General features: G+C 71.1%; 24 protein-coding genes. 7 read left to right on the forward strand and 17 right to left on the reverse strand.

Annotated features, from left to right (window positions below; all coding sequences use genetic code 11):
- Positions 1 to 8: 8 nt before the first annotated feature.
- A complete protein-coding gene (locus tag ACF09C_RS26420) occupies positions 9 to 1253 on the reverse strand; it encodes a GNAT family N-acetyltransferase (RefSeq protein WP_392094881.1) in 1245 nt (414 codons plus the stop codon).
- Positions 1254 to 1375: 122 nt separating this feature from the next.
- Positions 1376 to 1957, reverse strand: a complete 582-nt coding sequence (locus ACF09C_RS26425; RefSeq protein WP_392094882.1) for an ABC transporter substrate-binding protein — start codon at positions 1955 to 1957, stop codon at positions 1376 to 1378.
- 126 nt (positions 1958 to 2083) lie between these two features.
- Between ACF09C_RS26425 and dtd the strand changes: the two genes are divergently transcribed.
- Positions 2084 to 2509: a D-aminoacyl-tRNA deacylase gene (dtd, locus tag ACF09C_RS26430; protein ID WP_383167877.1), complete on the forward strand. Its 426-nt coding sequence runs from the start codon at positions 2084 to 2086 to the stop codon at positions 2507 to 2509.
- 18 nt (positions 2510 to 2527) lie between these two features.
- Here dtd and ACF09C_RS26435 read toward each other — a convergent pair whose 3' ends face one another.
- The 6 genes from ACF09C_RS26435 to ACF09C_RS26460 all read right to left on the reverse strand — a co-directional run bounded on the left by ACF09C_RS26435 (position 2528) and on the right by ACF09C_RS26460 (position 7505).
- Positions 2528 to 3493, reverse strand: coding sequence for a YgfZ/GcvT domain-containing protein (locus tag ACF09C_RS26435; protein ID WP_392094979.1), 966 nt, complete (start codon positions 3491 to 3493; stop codon positions 2528 to 2530).
- Positions 3494 to 3529: 36 nt separating this feature from the next.
- Positions 3530 to 3967, reverse strand: coding sequence for a Fur family transcriptional regulator (locus ACF09C_RS26440; protein WP_392094885.1), 438 nt, complete (start codon positions 3965 to 3967; stop codon positions 3530 to 3532).
- A 49-nt stretch (positions 3968 to 4016) separates the two neighbouring features.
- Positions 4017 to 4589 carry an FABP family protein gene (locus ACF09C_RS26445; RefSeq protein WP_362423682.1) on the reverse strand — a complete coding sequence of 191 codons (573 nt, stop codon included), beginning with the start codon at positions 4587 to 4589 and terminating at the stop codon, positions 4017 to 4019.
- A gap of 248 nt (positions 4590 to 4837) precedes the next feature.
- Positions 4838 to 5872 (reverse strand): hypothetical protein, encoded by a 1035-nt coding sequence (locus ACF09C_RS26450; protein ID WP_392094886.1) that lies wholly within the window; start codon positions 5870 to 5872, stop codon positions 4838 to 4840.
- Entirely contained in the window at positions 5869 to 6747 is an 879-nt protein-coding gene (locus tag ACF09C_RS26455; RefSeq protein ID WP_392094888.1) for a hypothetical protein, read from the reverse strand. The genes ACF09C_RS26450 and ACF09C_RS26455 overlap by 4 nt, the downstream gene beginning before the upstream one ends.
- Positions 6744 to 7505 (reverse strand): hypothetical protein, encoded by a 762-nt coding sequence (locus tag ACF09C_RS26460; protein ID WP_392094889.1) that lies wholly within the window; start codon positions 7503 to 7505, stop codon positions 6744 to 6746. The genes ACF09C_RS26455 and ACF09C_RS26460 overlap by 4 nt, the downstream gene beginning before the upstream one ends.
- A gap of 104 nt (positions 7506 to 7609) precedes the next feature.
- Here ACF09C_RS26460 and ACF09C_RS26465 point away from each other — a divergent pair, with 104 nt between their 5' ends.
- On the forward strand, positions 7610 to 7972 hold the full coding sequence (locus ACF09C_RS26465) for a DsrE family protein (RefSeq protein WP_392094890.1): 363 nt from the start codon (positions 7610 to 7612) through the stop codon (positions 7970 to 7972).
- 24 nt (positions 7973 to 7996) lie between these two features.
- Here the strand turns inward: ACF09C_RS26465 and ACF09C_RS26470 are convergent, their stop codons facing one another.
- From ACF09C_RS26470 to ACF09C_RS26500, 7 genes are all read right to left on the reverse strand, one after another.
- Positions 7997 to 8260 carry a DUF3099 domain-containing protein gene (locus ACF09C_RS26470; RefSeq protein WP_362423667.1) on the reverse strand — a complete coding sequence of 88 codons (264 nt, stop codon included), beginning with the start codon at positions 8258 to 8260 and terminating at the stop codon, positions 7997 to 7999.
- 136 nt (positions 8261 to 8396) lie between these two features.
- Complete coding sequence (locus tag ACF09C_RS26475; protein ID WP_017242395.1) at positions 8397 to 8684, reverse strand: DUF1416 domain-containing protein; 288 nt, start codon at positions 8682 to 8684, stop codon at positions 8397 to 8399.
- A gap of 47 nt (positions 8685 to 8731) precedes the next feature.
- Positions 8732 to 9571, reverse strand: a complete 840-nt coding sequence (locus ACF09C_RS26480; RefSeq protein WP_392094891.1) for a sulfurtransferase — start codon at positions 9569 to 9571, stop codon at positions 8732 to 8734.
- 505 nt (positions 9572 to 10076) lie between these two features.
- On the reverse strand, positions 10077 to 10766 hold the full coding sequence (locus tag ACF09C_RS26485; RefSeq protein WP_392094892.1) for a DUF2993 domain-containing protein: 690 nt from the start codon (positions 10764 to 10766) through the stop codon (positions 10077 to 10079).
- A gap of 96 nt (positions 10767 to 10862) precedes the next feature.
- On the reverse strand, positions 10863 to 12008 hold the full coding sequence (locus ACF09C_RS26490; protein ID WP_392094893.1) for a hypothetical protein: 1146 nt from the start codon (positions 12006 to 12008) through the stop codon (positions 10863 to 10865).
- 10 nt (positions 12009 to 12018) lie between these two features.
- On the reverse strand, positions 12019 to 12273 hold the full coding sequence (locus ACF09C_RS26495) for a MoaD/ThiS family protein (protein ID WP_315896192.1): 255 nt from the start codon (positions 12271 to 12273) through the stop codon (positions 12019 to 12021).
- Between the two features lie 45 nt (positions 12274 to 12318).
- Positions 12319 to 13122, reverse strand: a complete 804-nt coding sequence (locus tag ACF09C_RS26500) for an alpha/beta hydrolase (protein WP_392094896.1) — start codon at positions 13120 to 13122, stop codon at positions 12319 to 12321.
- Positions 13123 to 13376: 254 nt separating this feature from the next.
- Between ACF09C_RS26500 and ACF09C_RS26505 the strand changes: the two genes are divergently transcribed.
- The 5 genes from ACF09C_RS26505 (at position 13377) to ACF09C_RS26525 (ending at position 18570) form a co-directional block, all read left to right on the forward strand.
- Positions 13377 to 14174, forward strand: coding sequence for a response regulator transcription factor (locus ACF09C_RS26505; protein ID WP_392094898.1), 798 nt, complete (start codon positions 13377 to 13379; stop codon positions 14172 to 14174).
- A gap of 24 nt (positions 14175 to 14198) precedes the next feature.
- Positions 14199 to 15227 carry a LacI family DNA-binding transcriptional regulator gene (locus ACF09C_RS26510; protein WP_362007758.1) on the forward strand — a complete coding sequence of 343 codons (1029 nt, stop codon included), beginning with the start codon at positions 14199 to 14201 and terminating at the stop codon, positions 15225 to 15227.
- 114 nt (positions 15228 to 15341) lie between these two features.
- Positions 15342 to 16394: a S1C family serine protease gene (locus tag ACF09C_RS26515; RefSeq protein WP_392094900.1), complete on the forward strand. Its 1053-nt coding sequence runs from the start codon at positions 15342 to 15344 to the stop codon at positions 16392 to 16394.
- Positions 16395 to 16414: 20 nt separating this feature from the next.
- Positions 16415 to 17143, forward strand: coding sequence for a response regulator transcription factor (locus ACF09C_RS26520; RefSeq protein ID WP_392094902.1), 729 nt, complete (start codon positions 16415 to 16417; stop codon positions 17141 to 17143).
- Positions 17144 to 17151: 8 nt separating this feature from the next.
- Positions 17152 to 18570 carry a sensor histidine kinase gene (locus ACF09C_RS26525; protein WP_392094903.1) on the forward strand — a complete coding sequence of 473 codons (1419 nt, stop codon included), beginning with the start codon at positions 17152 to 17154 and terminating at the stop codon, positions 18568 to 18570.
- On the opposite strand, the gene ACF09C_RS26530 is transcribed toward ACF09C_RS26525, so the two are convergent.
- Together ACF09C_RS26530 and ACF09C_RS26535 are read right to left on the reverse strand one after the other, a co-directional pair.
- The gene (locus tag ACF09C_RS26530) at positions 18535 to 19386 is read right to left on the reverse strand and encodes a phosphatidylinositol-specific phospholipase C (RefSeq protein ID WP_392094905.1); all 852 of its coding nucleotides are present in this window, start codon (positions 19384 to 19386) and stop codon (positions 18535 to 18537) included. The two genes, ACF09C_RS26525 and ACF09C_RS26530, sit on opposite strands and share 36 nt — an antisense overlap.
- Before the next feature lie 125 nt (positions 19387 to 19511).
- Positions 19512 to 21335, reverse strand: a complete 1824-nt coding sequence (locus ACF09C_RS26535) for a bifunctional metallophosphatase/5'-nucleotidase (protein WP_392094907.1) — start codon at positions 21333 to 21335, stop codon at positions 19512 to 19514.
- Between the last annotated feature and the right edge of the window lie 58 nt (positions 21336 to 21393).

The following is a 21393-nucleotide window of genomic DNA, read 5'->3' on the forward strand; positions in this document are numbered from 1 at the left end:
GGCGGCCGTCAGAAGATGTCGGGGCACCACGGCCGGCGCGCGGCCCGCAGCAGCACGTCCGCCCGGACGGCCGCGCCGGCCGTGAGCTCCTCGACCCGGCCCAGCTCCGCAAGGCGTACGACCGACTCGTCACCGAGCGAGAGCCTGCCCAACTCGGCGACGTCCAGGGCGAGATCGGCGGACTCGGTGGTACGGGAGACCTCCGAGCCCGCCGGGGAGGCGTCGAGCCGGTAGCGCCCGCCGGCGAGCCCCGCCTCGTCCCGCACCTCCAGGACGAGGCTGCCGGAGCTCGCGTACGTACGCGCCTGAAGGACCTTGGCGACGTCCAGGACCCTCAGCCACAGCATGTCGGCGTGGCTGACCACCCGGGCGGCCCGCGGGTCGGGCAGGAGCAGCGGAAGGACGTCGTCGGGGGCGCGGTAGCCGGAGCGGACCGTGGTCACCCAGTCGAGGGAGCACAGGTACTGCCAGAGGGCCCGCTCGGCGGCCGGGGTGCAGGCGATCAGGTCCCGGACGGAGGCGGTGTTGACCGGCTGCTTGGCGTCGTCCCACTTGTCGTCGGAGCGGTACGCGGCGAAGCCCTCGACCTCGCCGGACGCGGAGCGGTGGACGGCGTAGAAGGGCTCCGTCCACGGCTCGGCCTGGAAGCCCACGCCCGTACCCCGCTCCCAGCCCCGGGTGTCGCGGTTCGGGACGCCTGCCCGGACGCGGGCGAGCCGGCGGTGTACCTCGGGGCCGATCTTGCGGATCTCGGCGCCGTCGGACAGCTCGACCGTCCCGCCGTCATCGGGCTGCCCGGTGCGGCGCGGGTCGAGGCCGGCGCGGGTCACGTCGACGGACCACTCGGTGGTCCAGGCCGCGGGGCCGAAGCCGTACCGCCCGTAGATCGGGTACTCGGCGGCGATCAGCGAGGCGACGGCGTCACCCCGCTCCTTCGCGGCGGCGAGGTCCCCCGCCATCACCCGGCTGAGCACACCGCGCCTGCGGTGGGAGGGCGAGACGGTCACCTGACTGACGGCGTCGGCGACGAGCGAGCCGCCGCCCACCGTGGACAGCTCCTGCGTGAACGTGCGGTAGGTGGCGACGATCCGGCCGCGGTCGAAGACCCCGAGCGTCCGGGACAGGTCGAAGTGCGAGCGCCGCTGCTCGACCTCCTCGTCCGTGACGAGGGGTGGCCGCATGAACCCGGTCTTGAGCGCACGCAGCCAATCACCCAGCTCGGACTCGCCCACGGGGCGCACCTCAAGAGTCATACCGGCGAGGCTATGGCGCCCACCCGACCACCCGCACCCCAGTTTTCACCGGGGCGCGGGTGGTCGGGACCGGTCGACACCACCCGAAGCCGGTCGGCGGCTCGGGCCGACCGGTCGACGGCTCAGGCCAGCAGGTCGTCGACCTGGGCCTCGCCCTCCCGATAGCGGCGGGTGATCTCGGCACTGCAGTCGTCCGCCGTCCCCTGGAGTTCGCGCCGCCGCCGCGAGATCTGCTGCTCGTACCCCGCGAGCCGGCCCATCGCCGCGTGCAGCTCGTCGTCGGTCCGCGCCCCGAGGTCGGACAGCTCGACCTCCGACAGCATCTCCGCCACCAGCTGGCGGTACTCCTCGCTGCGGGGCGTCGACAGCGTCACGTGCCGCGCCGAGACGGCCCGCCGCGAGGGCACGTCCGCCAGGATCTCCGACAGCCGGTCGAGGACCGGTGACTCCGGATCCGTCCGCCGGGCCAGCTCGGCCCGCAGGATGTCGATACGGCCCTGCAGCATCCGCCGTACGTAGCTGAGGTCGGCCTCCTCGCCCTGCGCGTCACGGCGCAGCGCGCGCAACTCCGGCAGCCGCAGCGCGGCCAGGTCGGGCTGCGGCCGCGTCGGCAGCGCGGGCTCGGCCGTCCGCTGCACGGGCGGACGCACGCCCACTCCGGAACCGAATCGGGCCGGCGTCTGCCCGGCGCCAGGTGCACTCATGTGAATCGTCCCCTCGACCGGCGCGGAACCGCACCGCCTGACAGGCATGGTGCCACTCCCGCAGGTGCACGTGCAGGCGCTCTGCACCCGTTCAGCCCCTATGCGCCGGTCTGTAGGTTGGTCTGTATGCGTGCAGTGGTGCAGAGAGTGGACGGCGCGAGCGTCGTCGTCGCAGGCGAGACCGTCGGCGAGATCGTCGGCGAGGGGCTGTGTGTGCTGGTGGGAGTGACCCACGAGGACACACCGGAGAAGGCGGCGCAACTTGCCCGAAAGCTCTGGTCCGTCCGGATTCTGGAGGGAGAGAAATCCTGTTCGGACATCAATGCGCCCTTGCTGGTGATTTCGCAGTTCACCCTCTACGGGGACGCCCGCAAGGGCCGCAGGCCCACCTGGAACGCGGCGGCGCCAGGACCGGTCGCCGAGCCGCTCGTCGACGAGGTCGTCGCCCGGCTGCGGGAGCTGGGCGCGCATGTGGAGACGGGCCGGTTCGGAGCGGACATGCGCGTCTCGCTCACGAATCACGGCCCGTTCACGGTGCTCCTGGAGGTCTGACCGGCCTCGCGGCGCGGCCTACGGCTCGACGACGGTCTCCTGCGCGGCGGCCGTCTCCCCGGCCATCAGCTCCGCGTCGACGGGCACGTTCCGCTTCACCATCGCGAGGGCGATCGGCCCCAGCTCGTGGTGGCGGCCCGAGGTGGTGATGAAGCCCAGCTGACGCCCGTCGGCGCCGTCCGCCGCGAGCCGGATCGGGGTGCCGTGGCCCGGCAGGTGCACCTCGCTGCCGTCCAGGTGCAGGAAGACCAGCCGGCGCGGCGGCTTCCCCAGGTTGTGGACGCGGGCGACGGTCTCCTGACCGCGGTAGCAGCCCTTCTGCAGATGCACCGCGCTGCCGATCCAGCCCAGCTCGTGCGGGATGGTGCGGTGGTCGGTCTCGAAGCCGAGCCGGGGCCGGTGCGCCTCGATCCGCAGCGCCTCGTACGCGAGGATCCCGGCAGCGGGCCCGTGCGTACCGGCGAAGCCCTCCAGGCCCTCGCGGGGCAGGAACAGGTCGCGGCCGTGCGGGGTCTCCCGTACGACCACACCCACCGGGACCTCGGCGATGGAGCCGGCCGGGAGGTGGACGACGGCGAAGTCGTCCGTACGGTCGGCGACCTCGACCCGGTAGAAGAACTTCATCGACTCCAGATAGCCGATGAGCTCGTCCTGCGTACCGGGCTCGACGTGCGCCCAGACCGTCTCGCCGTCGTCGACGAGGTAGAGCGCGTGCTCGATGTGGCCGTTCGCGGAGAGGATCAGCGCCTCGGTGGCCACACCCACCGGCAGCTCGCTGACGTGCTGGGTGAGCAGCAGGTGCAGCCAGCTCAGCCGGTCGTCGCCGGAGACGGTGACGACACCGCGGTGCGAGAGGTCGACGAAACCGTCACCGGCGGCGAGGGCGCGCTGCTCGCGGAACAGATCGCCGTAGTGCGCGGCGATGCCTTCGTCGCGGCCTTCGGCGGGAACGGCGCCGGGCAGGGACAGCAGCGGGCTCTTCACCACAGGGCTCTTCATAGGGGCAAGCCTACGACTGCGCTACGACTGCGTACCGCTGTCCTTCTTCGAGCAGTCCTGACAGCGGCCGAAGATCGCGAAGTGCTTCATGTCCGTCTCGAAGCCGAAGGTCTCCTTCAGCTTCGAGGTGAAGCCGGCGGCGATCTCGACGTCCGCCTCGATGACGTTCGTGCAGTCCCGGCAGACCAGGTGGAGATGGTGGTGCCGGTCGGCGAGGTGGTACGTCGGCGCCCCGTGCCCGAGGTGGGCGTGCGAGACGAGACCCAGCTCCTCCAGGAGCTCCAGGGTCCGGTACACGGTGGAGATGTTCACCCCGGAGGCCGTCTTGCGGACCTCGCCCAGGATGCCGTCGGGCGTCGCGTGCTCCAGCGTGTCCACGGCCTCCAGGACAAGCTGGCGCTGAGGCGTCAGCCGGTAGCCGCGCTGCCGCAGGTCGCTCTTCCAGTCGGTGCTCACCACGCCCCCCAGTGTAGGAGGGCGTGGCGGAATCACGACTGGTCTCGTGGGCCTACTTGAAGAAGGCGATGCCGTCGTCCGGCAGGTCGCCGAGGTTGCGCGCCATCTCGGCGACCTCCTCGGGCGTGACGACCTTCTTCAGGTGCGCCGACATGTACGGGCGGAGCGGGACCTCGGGGGTGGCCTTCTCGCCGACCCACATCAGGTCGCCCTTGACGTAGCCGTAGAGCCGCTTGCCACCGCTGTACGGGCCGGAGGCCGCGGTACGGGCCACGGCGTCCGTGACCAGGTCGATCTGCGGCTTCTTGTCGGCCAGCTCGCCGTACCAGATCTCGACGATGCCCTGGTCGCGGACCATGACGGTCTCGACCTTGCGGTCCTTGTCGATCCGCCAGAAGCCGCTCTCGCTCTCCAGCGGACGGACCTGCTTGCCCTCACTGTCGAGCACCCACGAGTGGGAGTGGTACTCGATGAAGTCCCGGCCGTCGTGGCTGAAGGTCACGGACTGCCCGAAGTTGCACTTCTCGGCACCGGGGAAGTCGGCCACGCCGGCGCCTTCCCACGTTCCGAGCAGGAACGCGAGGGGGACGAGGTCCGGGTTGAGGTCGGACGGGATCTCGATCATGAGCAGCTCTGTCGTTCCGTAGCGTCGGGTTTCGAAGTGGTCAGCGCTGGCCCTGGTACAGCTTCTTCACGGCCAGACCGGTGAACGCGAGCACGGCGACACAGACCAGGGCCAGGAGAACTTCGAAGAAGATGATCACGGGTGCTCCTCGGATGAGCGTGAAGGCAGAACGGGCCGGACCCCAGCTTAGTCTGCGGGGGCCCGGCCCTCTCTGTGAGGTGCGCCGGGGCGGTCCGGCGGCCGTACGGTCAGCCCAGGAGCTGGTTCTGCAGCGCGACGGTCTGCTGGAACGGGACCTCGAACGCCCCGCCCTTGCGGGTCTGGGTGATCACGGCGACCGTGTCACCGGCCAGGATGTAGGCCCAGCGGGTCTGATCGGCGTTCTGCGGCAGTTCCACGTAGGTGTACAGGTCGGTGTCGGGCACCTGCACCTCGGTGCGGAGATCCTTGTCGATCTCCACTCCCTCGACGCCGTCGAGGAGCGCGCCACCGGACGCGCTCCCCTCCAGGCCCTCGTCCTTGAACGCCTGCGCGAAGGCCACCGAGTTGAACCGGAGCAGGTGGATCCGGGTCGTCGTACCGTCCGGCATCGTCCAGCCCCGGGCGGCGATGTGGCGCAGCGCGGACTCGGCGAGCGGCTCGGTCACCTCGGTCCGGTCGTCCGCGCGGTACTGGGACGCGAACGTGTCCACGGTGACCCAGCCGCCGTTCAGCTTCGGGTCGACGGTGGCGCCTTCCGGCGCGGGCAGCAGGAGTTTCCGCAGGTCGGCGTGGTGGATCTCGCCGGTGTTCCCGTGCGTGAAGGGCTGCGGCGCGCCCGCGGGGAGGGCGGGCAGGCTGAGCTCCGGGTACGCCCAGCGCCCGTCGCTCTCGGTCGCGAGACCGGGCACGTCGGTACGGTCCAGGGCGGTGATCCCGGCCGTGGCCCCGGCTCCGACACCGCCGCACACGAGCACGGCGGCGGTCCACCGGGCGACGGCCCAGAGCACCGGCTTACGGGACCGCTTGGGGGCGGGAGCGGGCACGGGAGCGGGGACGGGCTCGGCGGCGGGGGCGGGCTCCGTGACGGCCTCGGGCTCGGTGGCGGGGGCGGGCTCCGTGGCGACCGGGGCGACGGCGGGCTCGGGCTCAGCGGCGGCCTCGGGCGCGGGCTCCTCGGGCGCGGGCTCCTCGGGCAGGTCCTCGGCGACGGGGGCGGAAGCCTGTCCGGGCACCGTGCCCGTCTCCTTCACCGTCTCCACCTCCTTCTCCGTCTCCTTCTCCGTCTGCTGCTCGGTCGTCATACGTACTCCCCCGGGGACTTGATGTGATCGAGCTGCTTCTTCACGAGCTGGGAGACCTCGGACTCCTCGTCGAGGTACCCCTTGGCGCCCGCGACCATGACCGTGACCTCGACCTCGGCGTCGTAGGCCGAGCAGACCAGCTGGTTCAGCTGCTCGGCCTTCTCCTCCTTGTCCAGGTCCTTGTCCTCCGGGTACTTGAAGCAGGCGGAGTTCTTGTGGCCGCTGATCTTCGGCCCCTTGGGGAGTTCGAGGAACTCGAAGAAGTCCTTCTTGAGCTCGAACGCCGCGCGGATCTGCTTCTTGTCCTTCATCTGCATGACCCGGACGTACACGACCGTCTCGGCGTCCTCCGAGACGAACGTGCGGACCGCGATGCCCTTGATCCCGAGCTGGTCGACCCGCTTCTCGTACTCGCGGCGCTTCTTGCCGGAGAGCCCCTTGCCCTCCTCCTTCATGAGGGCGGTGGCCTCCTCCGCGCCCACCTCGTCGTCGTTGCCGTACGACTCGGTGTCGGGGCCGAGTTCGTACCCCTGGGGCACCGGCAGGAGCAGCTTGCTCAGCGGGGTCGACGCCTTGCCGTACCCCACCTCGCGGGAGGCGGGATCCTCCGCCTTCTTGGGCGAGTCCGCGTCCTCCCAGACAATGGTCTCCGCGGTGCGGTCGGCGGAGCTGACGGTGAGCCCGGTGAAGGTGAGGCCGCCGCCGATCGCCCCGAGGACGAGGACGGCGGGCAGGACGACGGTCAGCACCTTGCTCCTGCGGCGAGGCGCGGCGCTCTCGGCCGCGGGCTCGGCCACACTCTCGGCGGCCACGGGCTCGACGGCCACGCCTTCGGCTGCCACGGGCTCGGTCACGGTGTTCAGGTCCTCGCTCACAGGCGCCCCAGCTGCTTCTCGGCCAGCGACCGGATGTCGGCCGCGGAGATCTTCTTGGTGTCGGTGATGAAGATCTCGGCCACGACGTCACCGCGGTAGAAGTAGGCCCTGGCCTCGTACAGGTCCAGGTATCCCGCCTTCCGCTCCACCGGGAAGACGTAGTACCGGCCGTTGGCGGAGCCCTTGATCGCCTCGCCGTCGGAGCGGGCGTAGTCCTCGTCGGGCATGTAGTCCATCTGCCCCTCGGCGTGCTCCTGGGCGCCGAGCTCGTCGTTGGAGCGGTACTGCACCAGGCGGATCGACGTGATGCGGTACTTGCCCGTCTGCCACGACGTCGAGGCGATGCGCCGGATGCCCCGTTCCAGCTCGTTGCTCAGCGCGCTACCGGGGCTGTTGAACTCGTCGGCGTACTGGGGAACGGTGACCCAGCCGTCGTCGTCCCCGAACTCCGTCTTCTTCGACCCCGCCGGCTTCGGCACGAGCAGCTTGCGCAGGTCGCCGTCCGTCTTGACCTTGCGGTCCTCGGAGGCGGGCAGGGCCGCGGGCTTCTGCCCCGCGGGCAGCGGCTTCGGGTAGGCGAGGCCGGGCTGGTTCAGGGCGGGCAGCGGTGTCGGTTCACGATCGGCCTGAATGCCGTAGCCGACGGCGGTGCCGCCGACCAGGCCGAGGACGGCAGCGACGGCGATCAGCCCAACCGTCCGCGCGACGCGACGCCGACGCGGCGGTGTCGCGTCGGCCGGTACTTCGATGGCTTCCAAGGGGTCCCCCCACGAGACCTGAATGACGGATTCCGATATCCGTGCACACAGCAGACACGTGAGTGATGCATGGGGTTGCAGGGATCCGCATTACAGTTCGGTATATGGCGAAGAAGCTCGTGATCAAGGTGACCGCCGGGGCCGACGCCCCCGAACGCTGCTCCCAGGCCTTCACGGTGGCGGCCGTCGCCGTCGCCAGCGGGGTGGAGGTCTCGCTCTGGCTGACCGGCGAGTCGTCGTGGTTCGCGCTCCCGGGCCGCGCGGCCGAGTTCGAACTCCCGCACGCGGCGCCGCTTCCGGACCTCATCGACTCGATCCTGGCGGCCGGCCGCATCACGCTCTGCACCCAGTGCGCGGCCCGCCGCGAGATCACGGATAAGGACGTCCTGGACGGCGTCCGCATCGCGGGCGCCCAGGTGTTCGTCCAGGAGGCCATGGCGGACGAGACCCAGGCACTCGTCTACTGAGCCGACGAAGGGGCCAACGCCCGGTCACCGCTCCCGGCGCTTCTTCCCGTCGAGCTCGTCCCACCACTCGTCCGACTGAGGATCCCCGGACGGGTCGTCCCACCACCGGTCCTCCGGTCCCCGCCGGTTCGCCATCATCGCGGCGACCGGCGGGATGACCATGGCGACGACGCACATCCCGATCGCCACGGGCATCGAGAAGAGCCGCACGACGCCCCATGCCCCGACGAAGAGCACCAGGCAGATGCCCATCATCCAGAAGTAGACATGCCGCCGTCGCGCGTACATACCTCAAGCGTAGGCCCGGGAGGAGCGTCCGGGCAGACCGAAGGGCCGTGCCTCGAGTCCGGGAAAGCGTCCAACCCCCCAGGAGGCACGGCCCTTCGGCCGGTTCAGCGGTGCGGCGCCAGGCCGCTGTGCGGTGTCAGACCGCGATGGCGACCTCCGCGAGGCCACCCTTCTGGGCCACGACCTGGCGGTCGGCGGTGCCGCCGGGGACCAGGGCGCGGACGGTCCAGGTGCCCTCGGCCGCGTAGAAGCGGAACTGGCCGGTCGCGGAGGTGGGGACCTCGGCGGTGAACTCGCCGGTCGAGTCCAGGAGGCGGACGTAACCGGTGACGGGCTCGCCGTCCTTGGTCACGAAGCCCTGGATGGTGGTCTCACCGGGCTTGATCGTCGAGGCGTCGGGGCCGCCGGGCTGCGCTCCACACATGTTTCTGTCCTTACGGTCGGGAGGTCCGGGGAGGGGTCCGGAAGGTCTTACTTGTTGGCGCCGAGCTCGATCGGCACGCCCACGAGGGAGCCGTACTCGGTCCACGAGCCGTCGTAGTTCTTGACGTTCTCGACACCGAGCAGCTCGTGCAGCACGAACCAGGTCAGCGCGGAGCGCTCACCGATGCGGCAGTAGGCGATGGTGTCCTTCGCCAGATCGACCTGCTCGTCCTCGTAGAGGGCCTTGAGCTCGTCGTCCGACTTGAAGGTGCCGTCGTCGTTGGCGTTCTTCGACCACGGGATGTTGCGGGCGCTCGGCACGTGGCCGGGGCGCTGCGACTGCTCCTGCGGGAGGTGCGCCGGCGCGAGCAGCTTGCCGGAGAACTCGTCGGGGGACCGGACGTCGACCAGGTTCTGCGCGCCGATCGCGGCGACGACGTCGTCACGGAAGGCACGGATGGAGGTGTCCTGGGCCTTGGCCTTGTACTCGGTGGCCGGACGGGAGGGGACCTCGGCGACCAGGTCGCGGGAGTCGAGCTCCCACTTCTTGCGACCGCCGTCGAGGAGCTTCACGTCCTGGTGACCGTAGAGCTTGAAGTACCAGTAGGCGTAGGAGGCGAACCAGTTGTTGTTGCCGCCGTAGAGGACGACCGTGGTGTCGTTCGCGATGCCCTTGGCCGAGAGGAGCTTCTCGAAGCCCTCCTGGTCGATGAAGTCACGGCGGACCGGGTCCTGCAGGTCCTTGGTCCAGTCGATCCGGATCGCGTTGCGGATGTGGTTCTTCTCGTACGCCGAGGTGTCCTCGTCGACCTCGACGACGGCAACCTGCGGGTTGTCGAGGTTCGCCTCGACCCAGTCGGCGTCTACCAGGACGTCGCTGCGGCTCATGCTGTTTCTCCTCCGGGGCAGTGTTCGGCGGTGTTCATGCGGGTGCGGTTGCGGGTACGCGGCATTGCGGGCGTACGGCTTCGCGAGGTGCGGCCCCGACCGGAGGTCGAAGGGCCTGAGGAATACGGGACTCGGGGTCCCGCTCAGACAGAGCGACAGAGCATGGCGGCGATGCGGCACAGGTCTACTGCCCGCCGCTTCGTGAGATCCGCCTGTCGCTTCATGCCCACGATCGTAGGGACGGACAGGCCGCCGTGTCACCGGTGTGTCGTATTTTGAGACGCGATCGTCCGAGATGCGGGACGCGATCGCGGGGAACGGGGTCCTCGGCCCGCTTTCGAGGGGCCCGGGAGAGCGATGTTTCTGCGGGGCGGACCAGGGTGTCTCAATATGTGGCCAGGGGGCCTGAAAGGCGATCCCGGGAGGGGCCGACCGGGCGTCAGCCCGCCGCCAGTGCCGAGTGTCTGCCCGCCAGGGCCGGGCGTCAGCCCGTAAGGACCGGGCGTCAGCCCGCCAGGGTCACGTCCGTGCCCGTCACGCCGATCACCACGCCGTCCTCGCGGGCCTCGATCCGGTCCAGCTTCATGCCCGCCGGGAGGCCGCCGATCTCGCGGTCGAAGTCGGTCCGCTTGCGGACCAGGGACTCCAGGCCCGGGATGCCCTCGCCCGGCACCGCGTCCGCGCGCACCCGGATCGTGTCGCCGTCCACCAGGGTCACCGAGGAGACGACGCTCCGCGTGAGGGTGCGGCCCAGGACCTGGACACCACCGGTGACCTTCAGCTTGCCGTTGCCCCCGTAGGCGATCTTCACGTCACGGTCGGCGGCCGCCGTCAGGTCCGCGTACGAGATCAAGGCCGTGCCGGTCGCGCTGCGGGCGCGGGCGCTCGTGAAGGCGTCGTTCACGGTCACGTCGCGCAGGTCGGCCTGCATCTCGGTGATCCGGATCTTCTTGTCGCCGGCCGTGGCCTCGACACCGGTCACCACCACGTCGACCTCGTCGAGCCGCTTGTCCATGACCTGGGTCAGGAAGGGGAAGCCCTTGATGTCGACCTCCGTCGAGGCGGCGCGCGCGGGCCCGAGGCGCACCTTGCCCGCGGCCTCCGACTCGGCGTACGAGACCGCGAGGCGGTCGACGCCCACGAAGATCCCGCCGAGGACCACGGCCACGATCAGCAATACGCGCAGTGCTCGCACGGTCTGCTCGCCCCCCTTGAAAAACGACTCCGGCCCCCGACACGAAGATCGACGTGTCGTGGGGCCGGATGGTTCCCGAACAAATGGCTGGGTGGGTCAGGCGAGCGCGCGGCCGAGCAGGTAGACGGCCGGGGCCGCCAACGTCAGCGGAAGGGCGACGCCCGCGGTCATGTGGACGAACCGCGACGGGTAGTCGTAGCTCGCGGCCCGCAGGCCGACCAGCGCGCACACCCCGGCCCCGAGGCCGAGCAGGGCCCCGGAGGTGCCCAGGTCCGTGAGGGTGCCGGCCGCGATCCCGGCGCCCGCGGCGGCGAGCAGCGCGACGACCACGGAGGCCGCGCCGGGCAGCGGGAGGGCGCGGGCGACGACGGCGGCGGCGACCGCGAGGCCGCCGACGACGACGGCGTCGGGCGCGGCGCCGAGGTGGCCCGCGGCGACGATCGTCAGCGCGGCGGAGGCGACCGTCGCCATCAGGCCGTACATCCGCTCGTCGGGGTCCGCGTGGCTGCGCAGCTGGAGGACGAGGGTCAGCAGCACCCACACGCCGAGGGTGCCCATGATCGCGGCGGGCGCGTTCTCCCGGCCGGCGGCGAGCAGGACGACGTCGGCGGTCAGGCCGCCGGCGAAGGCGAGGGCGATGCCCTGCCGGGCCGGCCACATGCCGTTGAGCCGGAACCAGCCGGCCGCGGTGACGGCCTGGAGCAGCACGAGCGGGAGGAGCAGCCCGTACGGGCCGAGGGCGGCGCCGCCGGCGAGCAGGGCGCCGAGACCGGCGGTGAGCGCGGCCGGCTGGATCCCGGGCGGGATGATCGGCGACCGGCCCTCGGCCCGCGCCCGCTGGGCGTCGGTGAGGCGGGTGTGGCCGGAGGTGGTGGGCGAGGACCACTCGGGCCCGGCGGCGGGAGCATCGGACGCTGCCGCCGGCGCTGCCACCGGCGTCTCCTCGGGCAGCGGGTGCGCGGCGGGCTGCGGCGGCAGGTACGCGGTGTCGCCGGCGAAGGGCTGCGACGCGGGCGCGGGCTGCTGGACCACCGGCTGGTACTGCGTGTCCCAGGTCTGGCCCTCCCACGTCTGCGTGACATGCGGGTCCTGCTGCTGGTTCCCGTGCTGCTGCCCGTACTCCTGCTGTCCGTACTCCTGCTGCCCGTACGGCGGCGACTGCTCCCCGTACGGCCGCTGGTTCCCGTAGTACGGGTCGTACCCCGAGCCCGGGTCGTACGGCTGCTGCTGATCGCTGCTCATGCTGTGCGGTTCACCCTCCTGCGAACGGCGGGAGCACCTCGACCGTGCCGCCCTCGGCAAGGCGTACGGTCTCATGCGCGCGGGTCCCGACGGGGTCACCGTCGATGAGGAACGAACACCGCTGGAGTACGCGGACCAGCTCGCCCGGGTGCTTCGCGCGGGCGGCGTCCAGCGCCTCGGCCAGGTTCTCGGCGGTGTACGGCTCCTCGGCGACACCGGCGGCGGCCTTGGCCGCGGCCCAGTAGCGGATGGTTCCCGCTGCCATAGCGGCGCTCCCTTCGTTCGTGTGCGCGCCGCTGTCCATGATGGGCTATCCGCGCGTGAGCCAGTCCCCCAGACGGCTCAGCAGCTGCTCGTCCGCCGCGTTCTCCGCGTGCCCCATGCCGGGCTCCAGCCACAGCTCGCACCCGGCGGCCGCCGCGAGCGTCCGCGGGTGGTCGACGGGGAAGTACGGGTCGCGGTCGCCGTGCACGATCAGCAGCGGGGTCGGCGCGATCAGCGGGGCCGCCTCGACCGGGGACAGCGGTACGGGGTCCCAGTCCCGGTGGTCGATGCGGGTCCGCAGCCCGTAGCGCCCGACGAGGCGGCCCATGGGGCGGGTGATCACCCAGTGGACGCGGCGCATGGAGGGCGTGCCCCGGTAGTACCAGCGGGCCGGCGCGCTGACGGCCGCGACGGCGTCCGCGTGGCCGCCGGTGTCCCGCTCCAGGGCGGCGTGGCGCAGGACGATCGAGCCGCCCATGGAGAAGCCGACGGTCGCCACGCGCGCGTGGCCGAGGTCACGGGCCCAGCGGACCGCGGCCGCCAGATCGAGGACCTCGCGGTCGCCGACGGTGGAGCGGCCACCCGATCGGCCGTGTCCCCGGAAGGAGAAGGTGACGACGGCGGCGTGTTCGGCGAGGGCCCGGGCGGCGCGGCGGACTGCGGGCCGGTCGGCCGACCCGGTGAACCCGTGGGCGAGGACGACGGCCGTATCGGTGACACCGCGCGTACACGGTTCGTAAACGGCCTCGATACGGACACCGTCCCCGGTGAGCAAAGTGGCACGCTGGGATCCGGATGTGGTCGAGAAGACATCCACGATGTGAAATCGGCCCTCTGCCTCGGAACTCATGTGGGCTATTCTGCTTGCCAGAGGATCCGGGCGACGCAGCCCCCGGGTCCTTTTGCGTTTTCCGCCCGTTGTTACGGATGGATGAACAAAAGCTCTCAGGGCGCGAGAGCCAGCAGTGATGCAGCTGTGAGCAAGTGCCGCAGTAGTCCTCGCAGGGACCGAGGAGGAACCGACGTCATGGACGAGCGAACCGAGCACGACCGAGCGACGACCCGACCGACAGCGCGGCCGACGGTGCGGGCAGGTGGGGTGCGATGAGTTCTCTGCTGCTCCTCACCAACGCCCTCCAGCCGTCGACCGAGGTGCTTCCCGCCCTCGGCCTGCTGCTGCACAACGTGCGGGTGGCCCCCGCCGAGGGCCCCGCCCTGGTGGACACCCCCGGGGCGGACGTCATCCTGGTCGACGGCCGGCGGGACCTCCCGCAGGTCCGCAGCCTCTGCCAGCTGCTCCGCTCCACGGGGCCCGGCTGTCCGCTGATCCTCGTCGTCACGGAGGGCGGCCTCGCGGCCGTCACCGCCGACTGGGGCATCGACGACGTGCTGCTCGACACCGCGGGACCTGCCGAGGTCGAGGCGCGGCTGCGCCTCGCGATGGGGCGGCAGCAGATCGTCGCCGACGACTCCCCGATGGAGATCCGCAACGGCGATCTCTCGGTGGACGAGGCGACGTACAGCGCCAAGCTCAAGGGCCGGGTCCTGGATCTGACCTTCAAGGAGTTCGAGCTCCTGAAGTACCTCGCGCAGCACCCGGGCCGGGTCTTCACCCGCGCCCAGCTCCTCCAGGAGGTCTGGGGGTACGACTACTTCGGCGGCACCCGTACGGTCGACGTCCATGTGCGGCGGCTTCGCGCCAAGCTCGGACCCGAGCACGAGTCGCTGATCGGCACCGTCCGTAACGTCGGATACCGGTTCGTCACGCCCGAGAAGGTGGAGCGGGCGGCCGAGGAGGCGCGGGCGAAGGAAGAGGCCCGGGTCAAGGCCACCACGCGCGATGACACCCCTTCGGGGGACAGGAACGTGGCAGAGGCCACAGTGCGACCTGCCGGTAGGTAGGTCACCCCGCGTAGACTGCCGCGCGTGGCCAAGGTGACGCGGGATGACGTAGCGCGACTGGCGGGTACTTCGACCGCCGTCGTGAGCTACGTGATCAACAACGGACCCCGGCCGGTCGCCCCGGCCACGCGCGAGCGTGTACTCGCAGCCATCAAGGAGCTGGGCTATCGCCCGGACCGGGTGGCACAGGCCATGGCGTCCCGCCGTACGGATCTCATAGGCATGATCGTCCCGGACGCGCGCCAGCCGTTCTTCGGCGAGATGGCGCACGCGGTCGAACAGGCCGCCGCCGAGCGCGGCAAGATGGTCCTGGTCGGCAATTCGGACTACCGCGACGAGCGCGAGGTCCACTACCTCCGCGCCTTCCTCGGGATGCGGGTCTCCGGTCTGATCCTGGTCAGCCAGGGCATGAGCGAGCGGGCCGCGAGCGAGATCGAGGCCTGGGACGCGCGCGTGGTGCTGCTGCACGAGCGGCCCGAGGCGCTGGACGACGTGGCGGTCGTCACGGACGACATCGGCGGCGCGCAGCTCGCCACCCGCCACCTCCTGGAGCACGGGCACGAGTACGTGGCCTGTCTCGGTGGCGTGCCGAACACCCCGGCGGTCGGCGACCCGGTCGCGGACCACGAGGAGGGCTGGCGGCGCGCGATGCTGGAGTCCGGCCGCTCGATCGAGGGCCGGCTCTTCCAGGCCCCGTACAACCGCTACGACGCCTACCAGGTCGCGCTGAAGCTGCTCTCGGGCCCCGATCGGCCGCCGGCCATCTTCTGCTCCACGGACGACCAGGCCTTCGGTGTGCTGCGGGCGGCGCGGGAGCTGCGGATCGACGTGCCGACGGAGCTCGCGGTGGCGGGCTTCGACGACGTGAAGGAGGCGGCGCTGACGGATCCGCCGCTGACGACGATCTCCTCGGACCGTCCGGCGATGGCCCGGGCGGCGGTGGACCTCGTCCTCGACGACGGGCTGCGGGTGGCGGGGTCGAAGCGCGAGCGGGTCAAGCTGTTCCCGTCGGCGCTCGTGGTCCGCCGCTCCTGCGGCTGCGACGGCGGCTGACGCACCCCTCCCGACCCACACCCCTCCGGCCTTTATATCGGGCATACAGGGTTCTGTCGGGCTTCTCAGGTCGTCCTCAGGGTGCTCTCATGTTCGGCTCCGAGAGTCAGAGCCATGACGGACTTCCAGCAGCAGCCGCAGCAGCCGTACTACCCACCGCGTCCTCCGTACGACCCCACGCAGCCGGTCACGACCGACCCGGGTACGACGATCTGGCCGTCCGGGGGCCACATGCCTCCCGTGCCGCCCGCGGCACCGCCGTCCCACGCCGGCGCCCCGGCCCCGCGCCGGCGGGCCAAGCGGGGTGTGGGGCTCATCGCCGCCGTCGCCATCGCCGCGGCGGCGGTCGGTGGCGGCGCCGCCACCCTCGTGCAGCAGCTGACCGAGGACGGCACCCCCGTCGCGGGCGGCGTCAGCGGCACGAACGTCACCGCGAGCAGCAAGGGCACGGTCGCCGGGGTCGCCGAGGCGGTCTCCCCCTCGATCGTGGAGATCTCCGCGAGCTCGACCTCGGGCAAGTCCACCGGCTCCGGCGTGATCATCACCGGCGACGGCGAGGTCGTCACCAACAACCACGTGATCTCGGGCGCCTCCGAGATCAGCGTGCGGCTGTCCGACGGCAAGACGTACCCGGCGAAGGTCGTCGGCACCGACCCCGACAAGGACCTGGCGCTGATCAAGCTGGAGGGCGCGTCCGGCCTGAAGGCGGCCACGCTCGGGAACTCCGACCAGGTGAAGGTCGGCGACGAAGTCGTGGCGATCGGCTCCCCCGAGGGCCTGACCGGCACCGTCACCAGCGGCATCGTCTCCGCGCTCGACCGTGATGTCACCGTCGCCAAGGACGAGGGCCAGGACCAGCAGCAGCGCCCGCAGTACGACCCGCGCCAGGGCTGGCCCTTCGAGTTCGGCGGTCAGGAGTTCAACGGCGACACCGGTTCGTCGAAGACGACGTACAAGGCGATCCAGACGGACGCCTCGCTGAACCCGGGGAATTCCGGCGGCGCGCTGATCAATATGAACGGCGAGATCATCGGAATCAATTCGGCCATGTATGCGCCGAGTTCTTCGAACGGTTCTTCGGCCGGCAGCGTCGGGCTCGGATTCGCGATCCCCGTGAACACCCTCAAGGCCGACCTCGACAGCCTCCGCGACGGCGGTTCGAACTGAACGCGTGCGACGCTGACACCATGACTGGCCCGGAGAACGCAGGCGACCGCATCCTCATCGTCGACGACGAACCCGCCGTACGGGAGGCGCTGCGCCGCAGCCTCGCGTTCGAGGGGTACGGCACGGAGGAGGCCGTCGACGGAGTCGACGCGCTCGCCCGCATGGAGTCGTACGCCCCCGATCTCGTCGTGCTCGACGTGCAGATGCCCCGGATGGACGGGCTGACGGCGGCACGGCGGATCCGGGCGTCCGGCTCGACCGTGCCGATCCTGATGCTGACCGCGCGGGACACGGTCGGCGACCGGGTGACGGGGCTCGACGCGGGCGCCGACGACTACCTGGTGAAGCCCTTCGAGCTGGACGAGCTGTTCGCCCGGATCCGGGCGCTGCTGCGGCGCAGCTCGTACGCGAGCGCCGCCGGGGCCCCGGCCGACGGCGACGACAGCCTGCGCTTCGGGGACCTGCGGATGGACCTGGCGACCCGCGAGGTGACGCGGGCGGGCCGCGCGGTGGAGCTGACGCGGACGGAGTTCACGCTCCTGGAGATGTTCCTGGCGCACCCGCGCCAGGTGCTGACCCGCGAGCAGATCCTGAAGGCGGTCTGGGGCTTCGACTTCGAGCCGTCCTCGAACTCGCTCGACGTGTACGTGATGTATCTGCGGCGGAAGACGGAAGCGGGCGGCGAACCGCGTCTCGTGCACACCGTGCGCGGCGTGGGCTACGTGCTGCGCGGTGGGGGTCCTGAGTGAGTGGTCCTGTGTCGTGGTTCCGGTCGCGGCCCCTGCGGTCCCGGCTCGCGCTGCTGACGGCGACGGCGGTCGCCCTGGCCGTGGCGGCGGTGTCGCTGGCGTGCTGGTTCGTGACGCGGGCGCAGCTCGAGGCCGAGCTGGACTCCTCGCTGCGCAGCATCAAGGTCGACGAACGTTCGGTGACCGCCCTGTCGCTTGCCTGCGCGCGCGGCGACGACTCGCCGGTCCAGCTCACCGGTTCCTACACGGCCACGGTCCAGATCGTGCTGAGCAACGGCAAGGCGTGCACGTACGGCCCCTCGCCGATTCCGGTGCAGGCGGGCGACCTGGCGGTGGCGCGCGGACAGTTGCCGGACTCGCTGCACACCGCGAACGCCGAGGACGGCACCGAGATGCGGGTCTACACCTACCGGCAGCCCGCCTTCCAGGACGTGGTCGGCGTCTCCGTCGCCCGCCCGCTGTCCGAGATCGACAACTCGATGGCCACGCTGCGCTGGGTGCTGCTCCTGGTCTCCGGGATCGGTGTCGTGGGCGCGGGCGCGGCCGGACTGTGGGTCGCGCGGACCGGGCTCGAACCGGTGAACCGGCTCACCGACGCGGTCGAGCACGTGGCCGCGACGGAGGACCTCACGGTCCGCATCCCGGCCGAGGGCGAGGACGAGATCGCCCGTCTTTCGCGCTCCTTCAACGCGATGACGGCGGCGCTCGCGGTCTCCCGTGACCGGCAGGCGCAGCTGATCGCGGACGCGGGCCACGAGCTGCGGACGCCGCTGACCTCCCTCCGTACCAACGTCGAACTGCTCGCCCGCAGTGAGGAGACCGGCCGCGCCCTGCCGGCGGAGGACAGGCGGGCGCTGATGGCGTCGGTGAAGGCGCAGATGACGGAGCTCGCGGCGCTCATCGGCGACCTGCAGGAGCTGGCCCGCCCGGACGCGGCGCAGCCCGGACCGCTGGAGGTCGTACCGCTGCACACGATCCTGCGCTCGGCCCTTGACCGGGCGCGGCTGCGCGGACCCGAGCTGACCTTCGTCACGGAGCTGGCGCCCTGGTACGTCCGGGCCGAGCCGGCCGGTCTCGAGCGCGCGCTGGTGAACGTCCTGGACAACGCGGTGAAGTTCTCGCCGCCGCGGGCGACGGTCGAGGTGCGGCTGATGCGCGGCGAGCTGACGGTCCGCGACCACGGTCCGGGGATCGCGCCCGAGGAACTCCCGCATGTCTTCGACCGCTTCTGGCGCTCTCCGTCGGCCCGCAGCCTGCCCGGCTCGGGGCTCGGCCTCTCGATCGTGGCCCGTACGGTGCAGCAGGCCGGCGGCACGGTGGAGCTGACGGCGGCGGAGGGCGGCGGCACGGCGGCGGTCCTGCGACTGCCGGGGGCACCGACGCCCCCGCCGTCAGTTGTGGCGGATGAGGGACTCGACCAGGCCTGAGCGGGTGTTGGGGTAGTCCATGGGGACGATCCCGAGGCCCTTCCAGCCGTTCGCCGTACCGTCGAGGAAGCCGTGGACGCGCGGGTTGAGGTTGTCGGAGTTCCAGCGCGGCGGCAGTGAGGCCGAGGTGGAGACGAAGTTGATGTACAGCTTGCCGGGCTGCTCGGCGGCCTTGCGGAAGTGCGCCTCGATCTTCGGGTACTTGGCGTTCGGCAGGGCGTTCCAGTCGTCCTGGATCGCGATGGCCCCGCCGTCCCACCACTTGAGGCCGGGCAGTCCGCCGTTGTCGGCGATGAGGACGACCCGGCCGCGGGCCTCGCCGAGGGTGGGCACGGTGTCGCCGATGCGGAAGAGGGAACGCCAGCCGCGGTTGTCGAGGTAGTCGGTGAAGACCGCGCCGAAGGTGGCGTCGGAGTCGGAGGAGTACTCCTGCTTGACCCGCATGAGGACGGTCTCGGAGGGGTGGGCGGCGAGGAAGTCCCGGCAGGCGATGAGGACGTCGCCGAACATCATGTTCTGGTAGGCGGCGCCGTGGTGGATGGCGAAGGAGCCGCCGGTGACCCGGCAGCGGACGTCGAGGAAGCGGATGCCGGCGGCGAGCTGCTGGGCGATCGTGGTGTTCTGGCACTCGGCCCAGGGGCCGCCGAAGCGGGCGCCGGAGTCGTGGGTGCCGGGGATGGTGAGCTTCTGGAGCGGGGTGGGGTCGCCGTGGCCGGCCATCCAGTCCTGGGTGCTGAGCGCCCGCGCGGGCGGGGCTCCCACCAGGAGGACGGCACCGGCTGCTGCGGCTCCCGCGAGAAAGCGTCGTCGGTCCATGCGCGGAGTATGACGCGTACGCGTCAAGCAACGCCAGAGGTGCGGGTGCCGAGAGAACGACGAAAGGGCGGCGGACCGTAGAAACGATCCACCGCCCCGGGCGTCGCGGAGTTACTTGACGACGGTCACTTGACGACCGTGATCCGGCCCGTCGCCGGCGGGGCCAGCGGGGCGCCCGCCGAGGAGTGGGCACCGAGGTAGGCGGTGAACAGGTCCAGGTCGGAGGCGCCGACCAGCTTGTTCTTGTGCTCCTTCAGGACGGCGAAGCCGTCACCGCCACCGGCCAGGAACTCGTTCATCGCGACCCGGTAGGTCTTCGACGGGTCGATCGCCTCGCCGTTCAGCTTCACCGAGGACACCACGATCCGGTCGGCGCCGGTCTTCGTCAGGTCCAGGGTGTAGGTGAAGCCCTTCGAGACCTGCAGGATCTTCGGGGCGGCCTGGTTCGGGCCGCTGACCTGCTGCTGCAGCGCGGTGATGAGCTGGGCACCGGTCAGGTCGACCGCGGTCATCATGTTGGTGAACGGCTGGACGGTGTACGCCTCGCCGTAGGTCACCACGCCGTCGCCCTCACCGGCCGACGCCTTGTGGACCAGCGGCGCGCGCACGCCGCCCGGGTTCATCAGCGCCAGCTGCGCGCCGCCCTTGTCGGCCGGGGCCATGCCCTCCAGCTGCGCGTCGGCGATCAGGTTGCCGAGCGGCTTCTCGGGCGCCTCGAACGGGTTGTCGATGTCACCGGAGATGTAGCCGACGGGACGGCTCGCGATCGGCGCGGCCAGCGTCTTCCAGCGCTCGATCAGCGAGGTCATGTCCGCGGCCTTCGGCACGTCACGGGTGACGACGTGGTTCGCGGAGGAGACGGCCGTACGGACGATGTCCTTCGTACGACGGTCGTAGGTGAGCGTCGTGTCCGTGTACAGCTTGCCGAAGGAGGCCGCCGAGGTGACCGTGCGCGGCTTGCCGGACGGGTCCGGGATGGTGCACGCGTACGCCTGGTGCGTGTGGCCGGTCACCATGGCGTCGACCTGCGGGCTGACGTTCTTCGCGATGTCGACGATCGGGCCCGAGATGCCGTCACCGGGGCCGGGGCTGTCGCAGTCGTAGTTGTACGAGCCCGAGGCCGGCACACCGCCCTCGTGCAGCAGCGCGACGATGGACTTGACGCCCTTGCGCTCCAGGACCTTGGTGTACTTGTTGATCGCCTCGATCTCGTCGCCGAACTTCAGGCCCTTGATGCCCTCGGCGGAGACGATGTCGGCGGTGCCCTCCAGGGTCACGCCGATGAAGCCGACCTTGACCCCGTTGCGCTCCCAGATGAAGTACGGGTCCAGGATCGGGCGCCCGGTCTTCTCGTCGGTCACGTTGGCCGCGAGGTAGGGGAACTTCGCCCCCTTGAAGCGCTTGCCCTCCTCGAAACAGCCGGCGGTCGGGTGACAGCCGCCGTTCTGCATCCGGGCCAGCTCGCGCGCGCCCTCGTCGAACTCGTGGTTGCCGACGGAGCTGACGTCGAGCTTCAGCTTGTTCAGCGCCTCGATGGTCGGCTCGTCGTGGAAGAGCCCGGAGATCAGCGGAGAGGCGCCGATCATGTCACCGGCGGCGGCGGTCACGGAGTACGGGTTGCCCTTGCGGGCCTCACGCAGGTGCGTGGCCAGGTACTCGACGCCACCGACACCGTCGATGGTCTTCGTCGTCCCGTCGGGCTGGATCTGGGTGACCCGTCCTGCCGAGCCCGTCGGGGGCTCCAGGTTCCCGTGCAGGTCGTTGAAGGAGAGCAGCTGCACGTCGACGTAGCGCCCGTAGCCGTACCCGTTGCCCTGCCCACGGCCGTCACTCTTCGTCCCCGAAGCGCCCGCGGGCAGCGCGGCCACGAGCGCACCGACGGTGGCGAGCCCCGCGCCGACGGCGAGTATCCGCCCCGCCGCCCTCTTCTTCTTCGCTGTCGCTGCCATCGCTCCCCTTGTCCCCGCGCCCCGTTGTGCGGCGCCACTCGACTGCTCATTCGACTGC

Source organism: Streptomyces sp. NPDC014870, from assembly GCF_043081505.1.
Lineage (GTDB): Bacteria > Actinomycetota > Actinomycetes > Streptomycetales > Streptomycetaceae > Streptomyces.

Bases quoted from the DNA above. Each gene is read 5' to 3' on its own strand.
- ACF09C_RS26490 (WP_392094893.1), bottom strand. From the start codon at position 12,008: ATGAGCAGCGATCAGCAGCAGCCGTACGACCCGGGCTCGGGGTACGAC.
- ACF09C_RS26500 (WP_392094896.1), bottom strand. From the start codon at position 13,122: ATGAGTTCCGAGGCAGAGGGCCGATTTCACATCGTGGATGTCTTCTCG.
- ACF09C_RS26505 (WP_392094898.1), top strand. From the start codon at position 13,377: ATGAGTTCTCTGCTGCTCCTCACCAACGCCCTCCAGCCGTCGACCGAG.
- ACF09C_RS26445 (WP_362423682.1), bottom strand. From the start codon at position 4,589: ATGATCGAGATCCCGTCCGACCTCAACCCGGACCTCGTCCCCCTCGCG.
- ACF09C_RS26535 (WP_392094907.1), bottom strand. From the start codon at position 21,335: ATGGCAGCGACAGCGAAGAAGAAGAGGGCGGCGGGGCGGATACTCGCC.
- ACF09C_RS26515 (WP_392094900.1), top strand. From the start codon at position 15,342: ATGACGGACTTCCAGCAGCAGCCGCAGCAGCCGTACTACCCACCGCGT.
- dtd (WP_383167877.1), top strand. From the start codon at position 2,084: ATGCGTGCAGTGGTGCAGAGAGTGGACGGCGCGAGCGTCGTCGTCGCA.
- ACF09C_RS26420 (WP_392094881.1), bottom strand. From the start codon at position 1,253: ATGACTCTTGAGGTGCGCCCCGTGGGCGAGTCCGAGCTGGGTGATTGG.
- ACF09C_RS26450 (WP_392094886.1), bottom strand. From the start codon at position 5,872: ATGACGACCGAGCAGCAGACGGAGAAGGAGACGGAGAAGGAGGTGGAG.
- ACF09C_RS26470 (WP_362423667.1), bottom strand. From the start codon at position 8,260: ATGTACGCGCGACGGCGGCATGTCTACTTCTGGATGATGGGCATCTGC.
- ACF09C_RS26495 (WP_315896192.1), bottom strand. From the start codon at position 12,273: ATGGCAGCGGGAACCATCCGCTACTGGGCCGCGGCCAAGGCCGCCGCC.
- ACF09C_RS26425 (WP_392094882.1), bottom strand. From the start codon at position 1,957: ATGAGTGCACCTGGCGCCGGGCAGACGCCGGCCCGATTCGGTTCCGGA.
- ACF09C_RS26520 (WP_392094902.1), top strand. From the start codon at position 16,415: ATGACTGGCCCGGAGAACGCAGGCGACCGCATCCTCATCGTCGACGAC.
- ACF09C_RS26480 (WP_392094891.1), bottom strand. From the start codon at position 9,571: ATGAGCCGCAGCGACGTCCTGGTAGACGCCGACTGGGTCGAGGCGAAC.
- ACF09C_RS26530 (WP_392094905.1), bottom strand. From the start codon at position 19,386: ATGGACCGACGACGCTTTCTCGCGGGAGCCGCAGCAGCCGGTGCCGTC.
- ACF09C_RS26475 (WP_017242395.1), bottom strand. From the start codon at position 8,684: ATGTGTGGAGCGCAGCCCGGCGGCCCCGACGCCTCGACGATCAAGCCC.
- ACF09C_RS26465 (WP_392094890.1), top strand. From the start codon at position 7,610: ATGGCGAAGAAGCTCGTGATCAAGGTGACCGCCGGGGCCGACGCCCCC.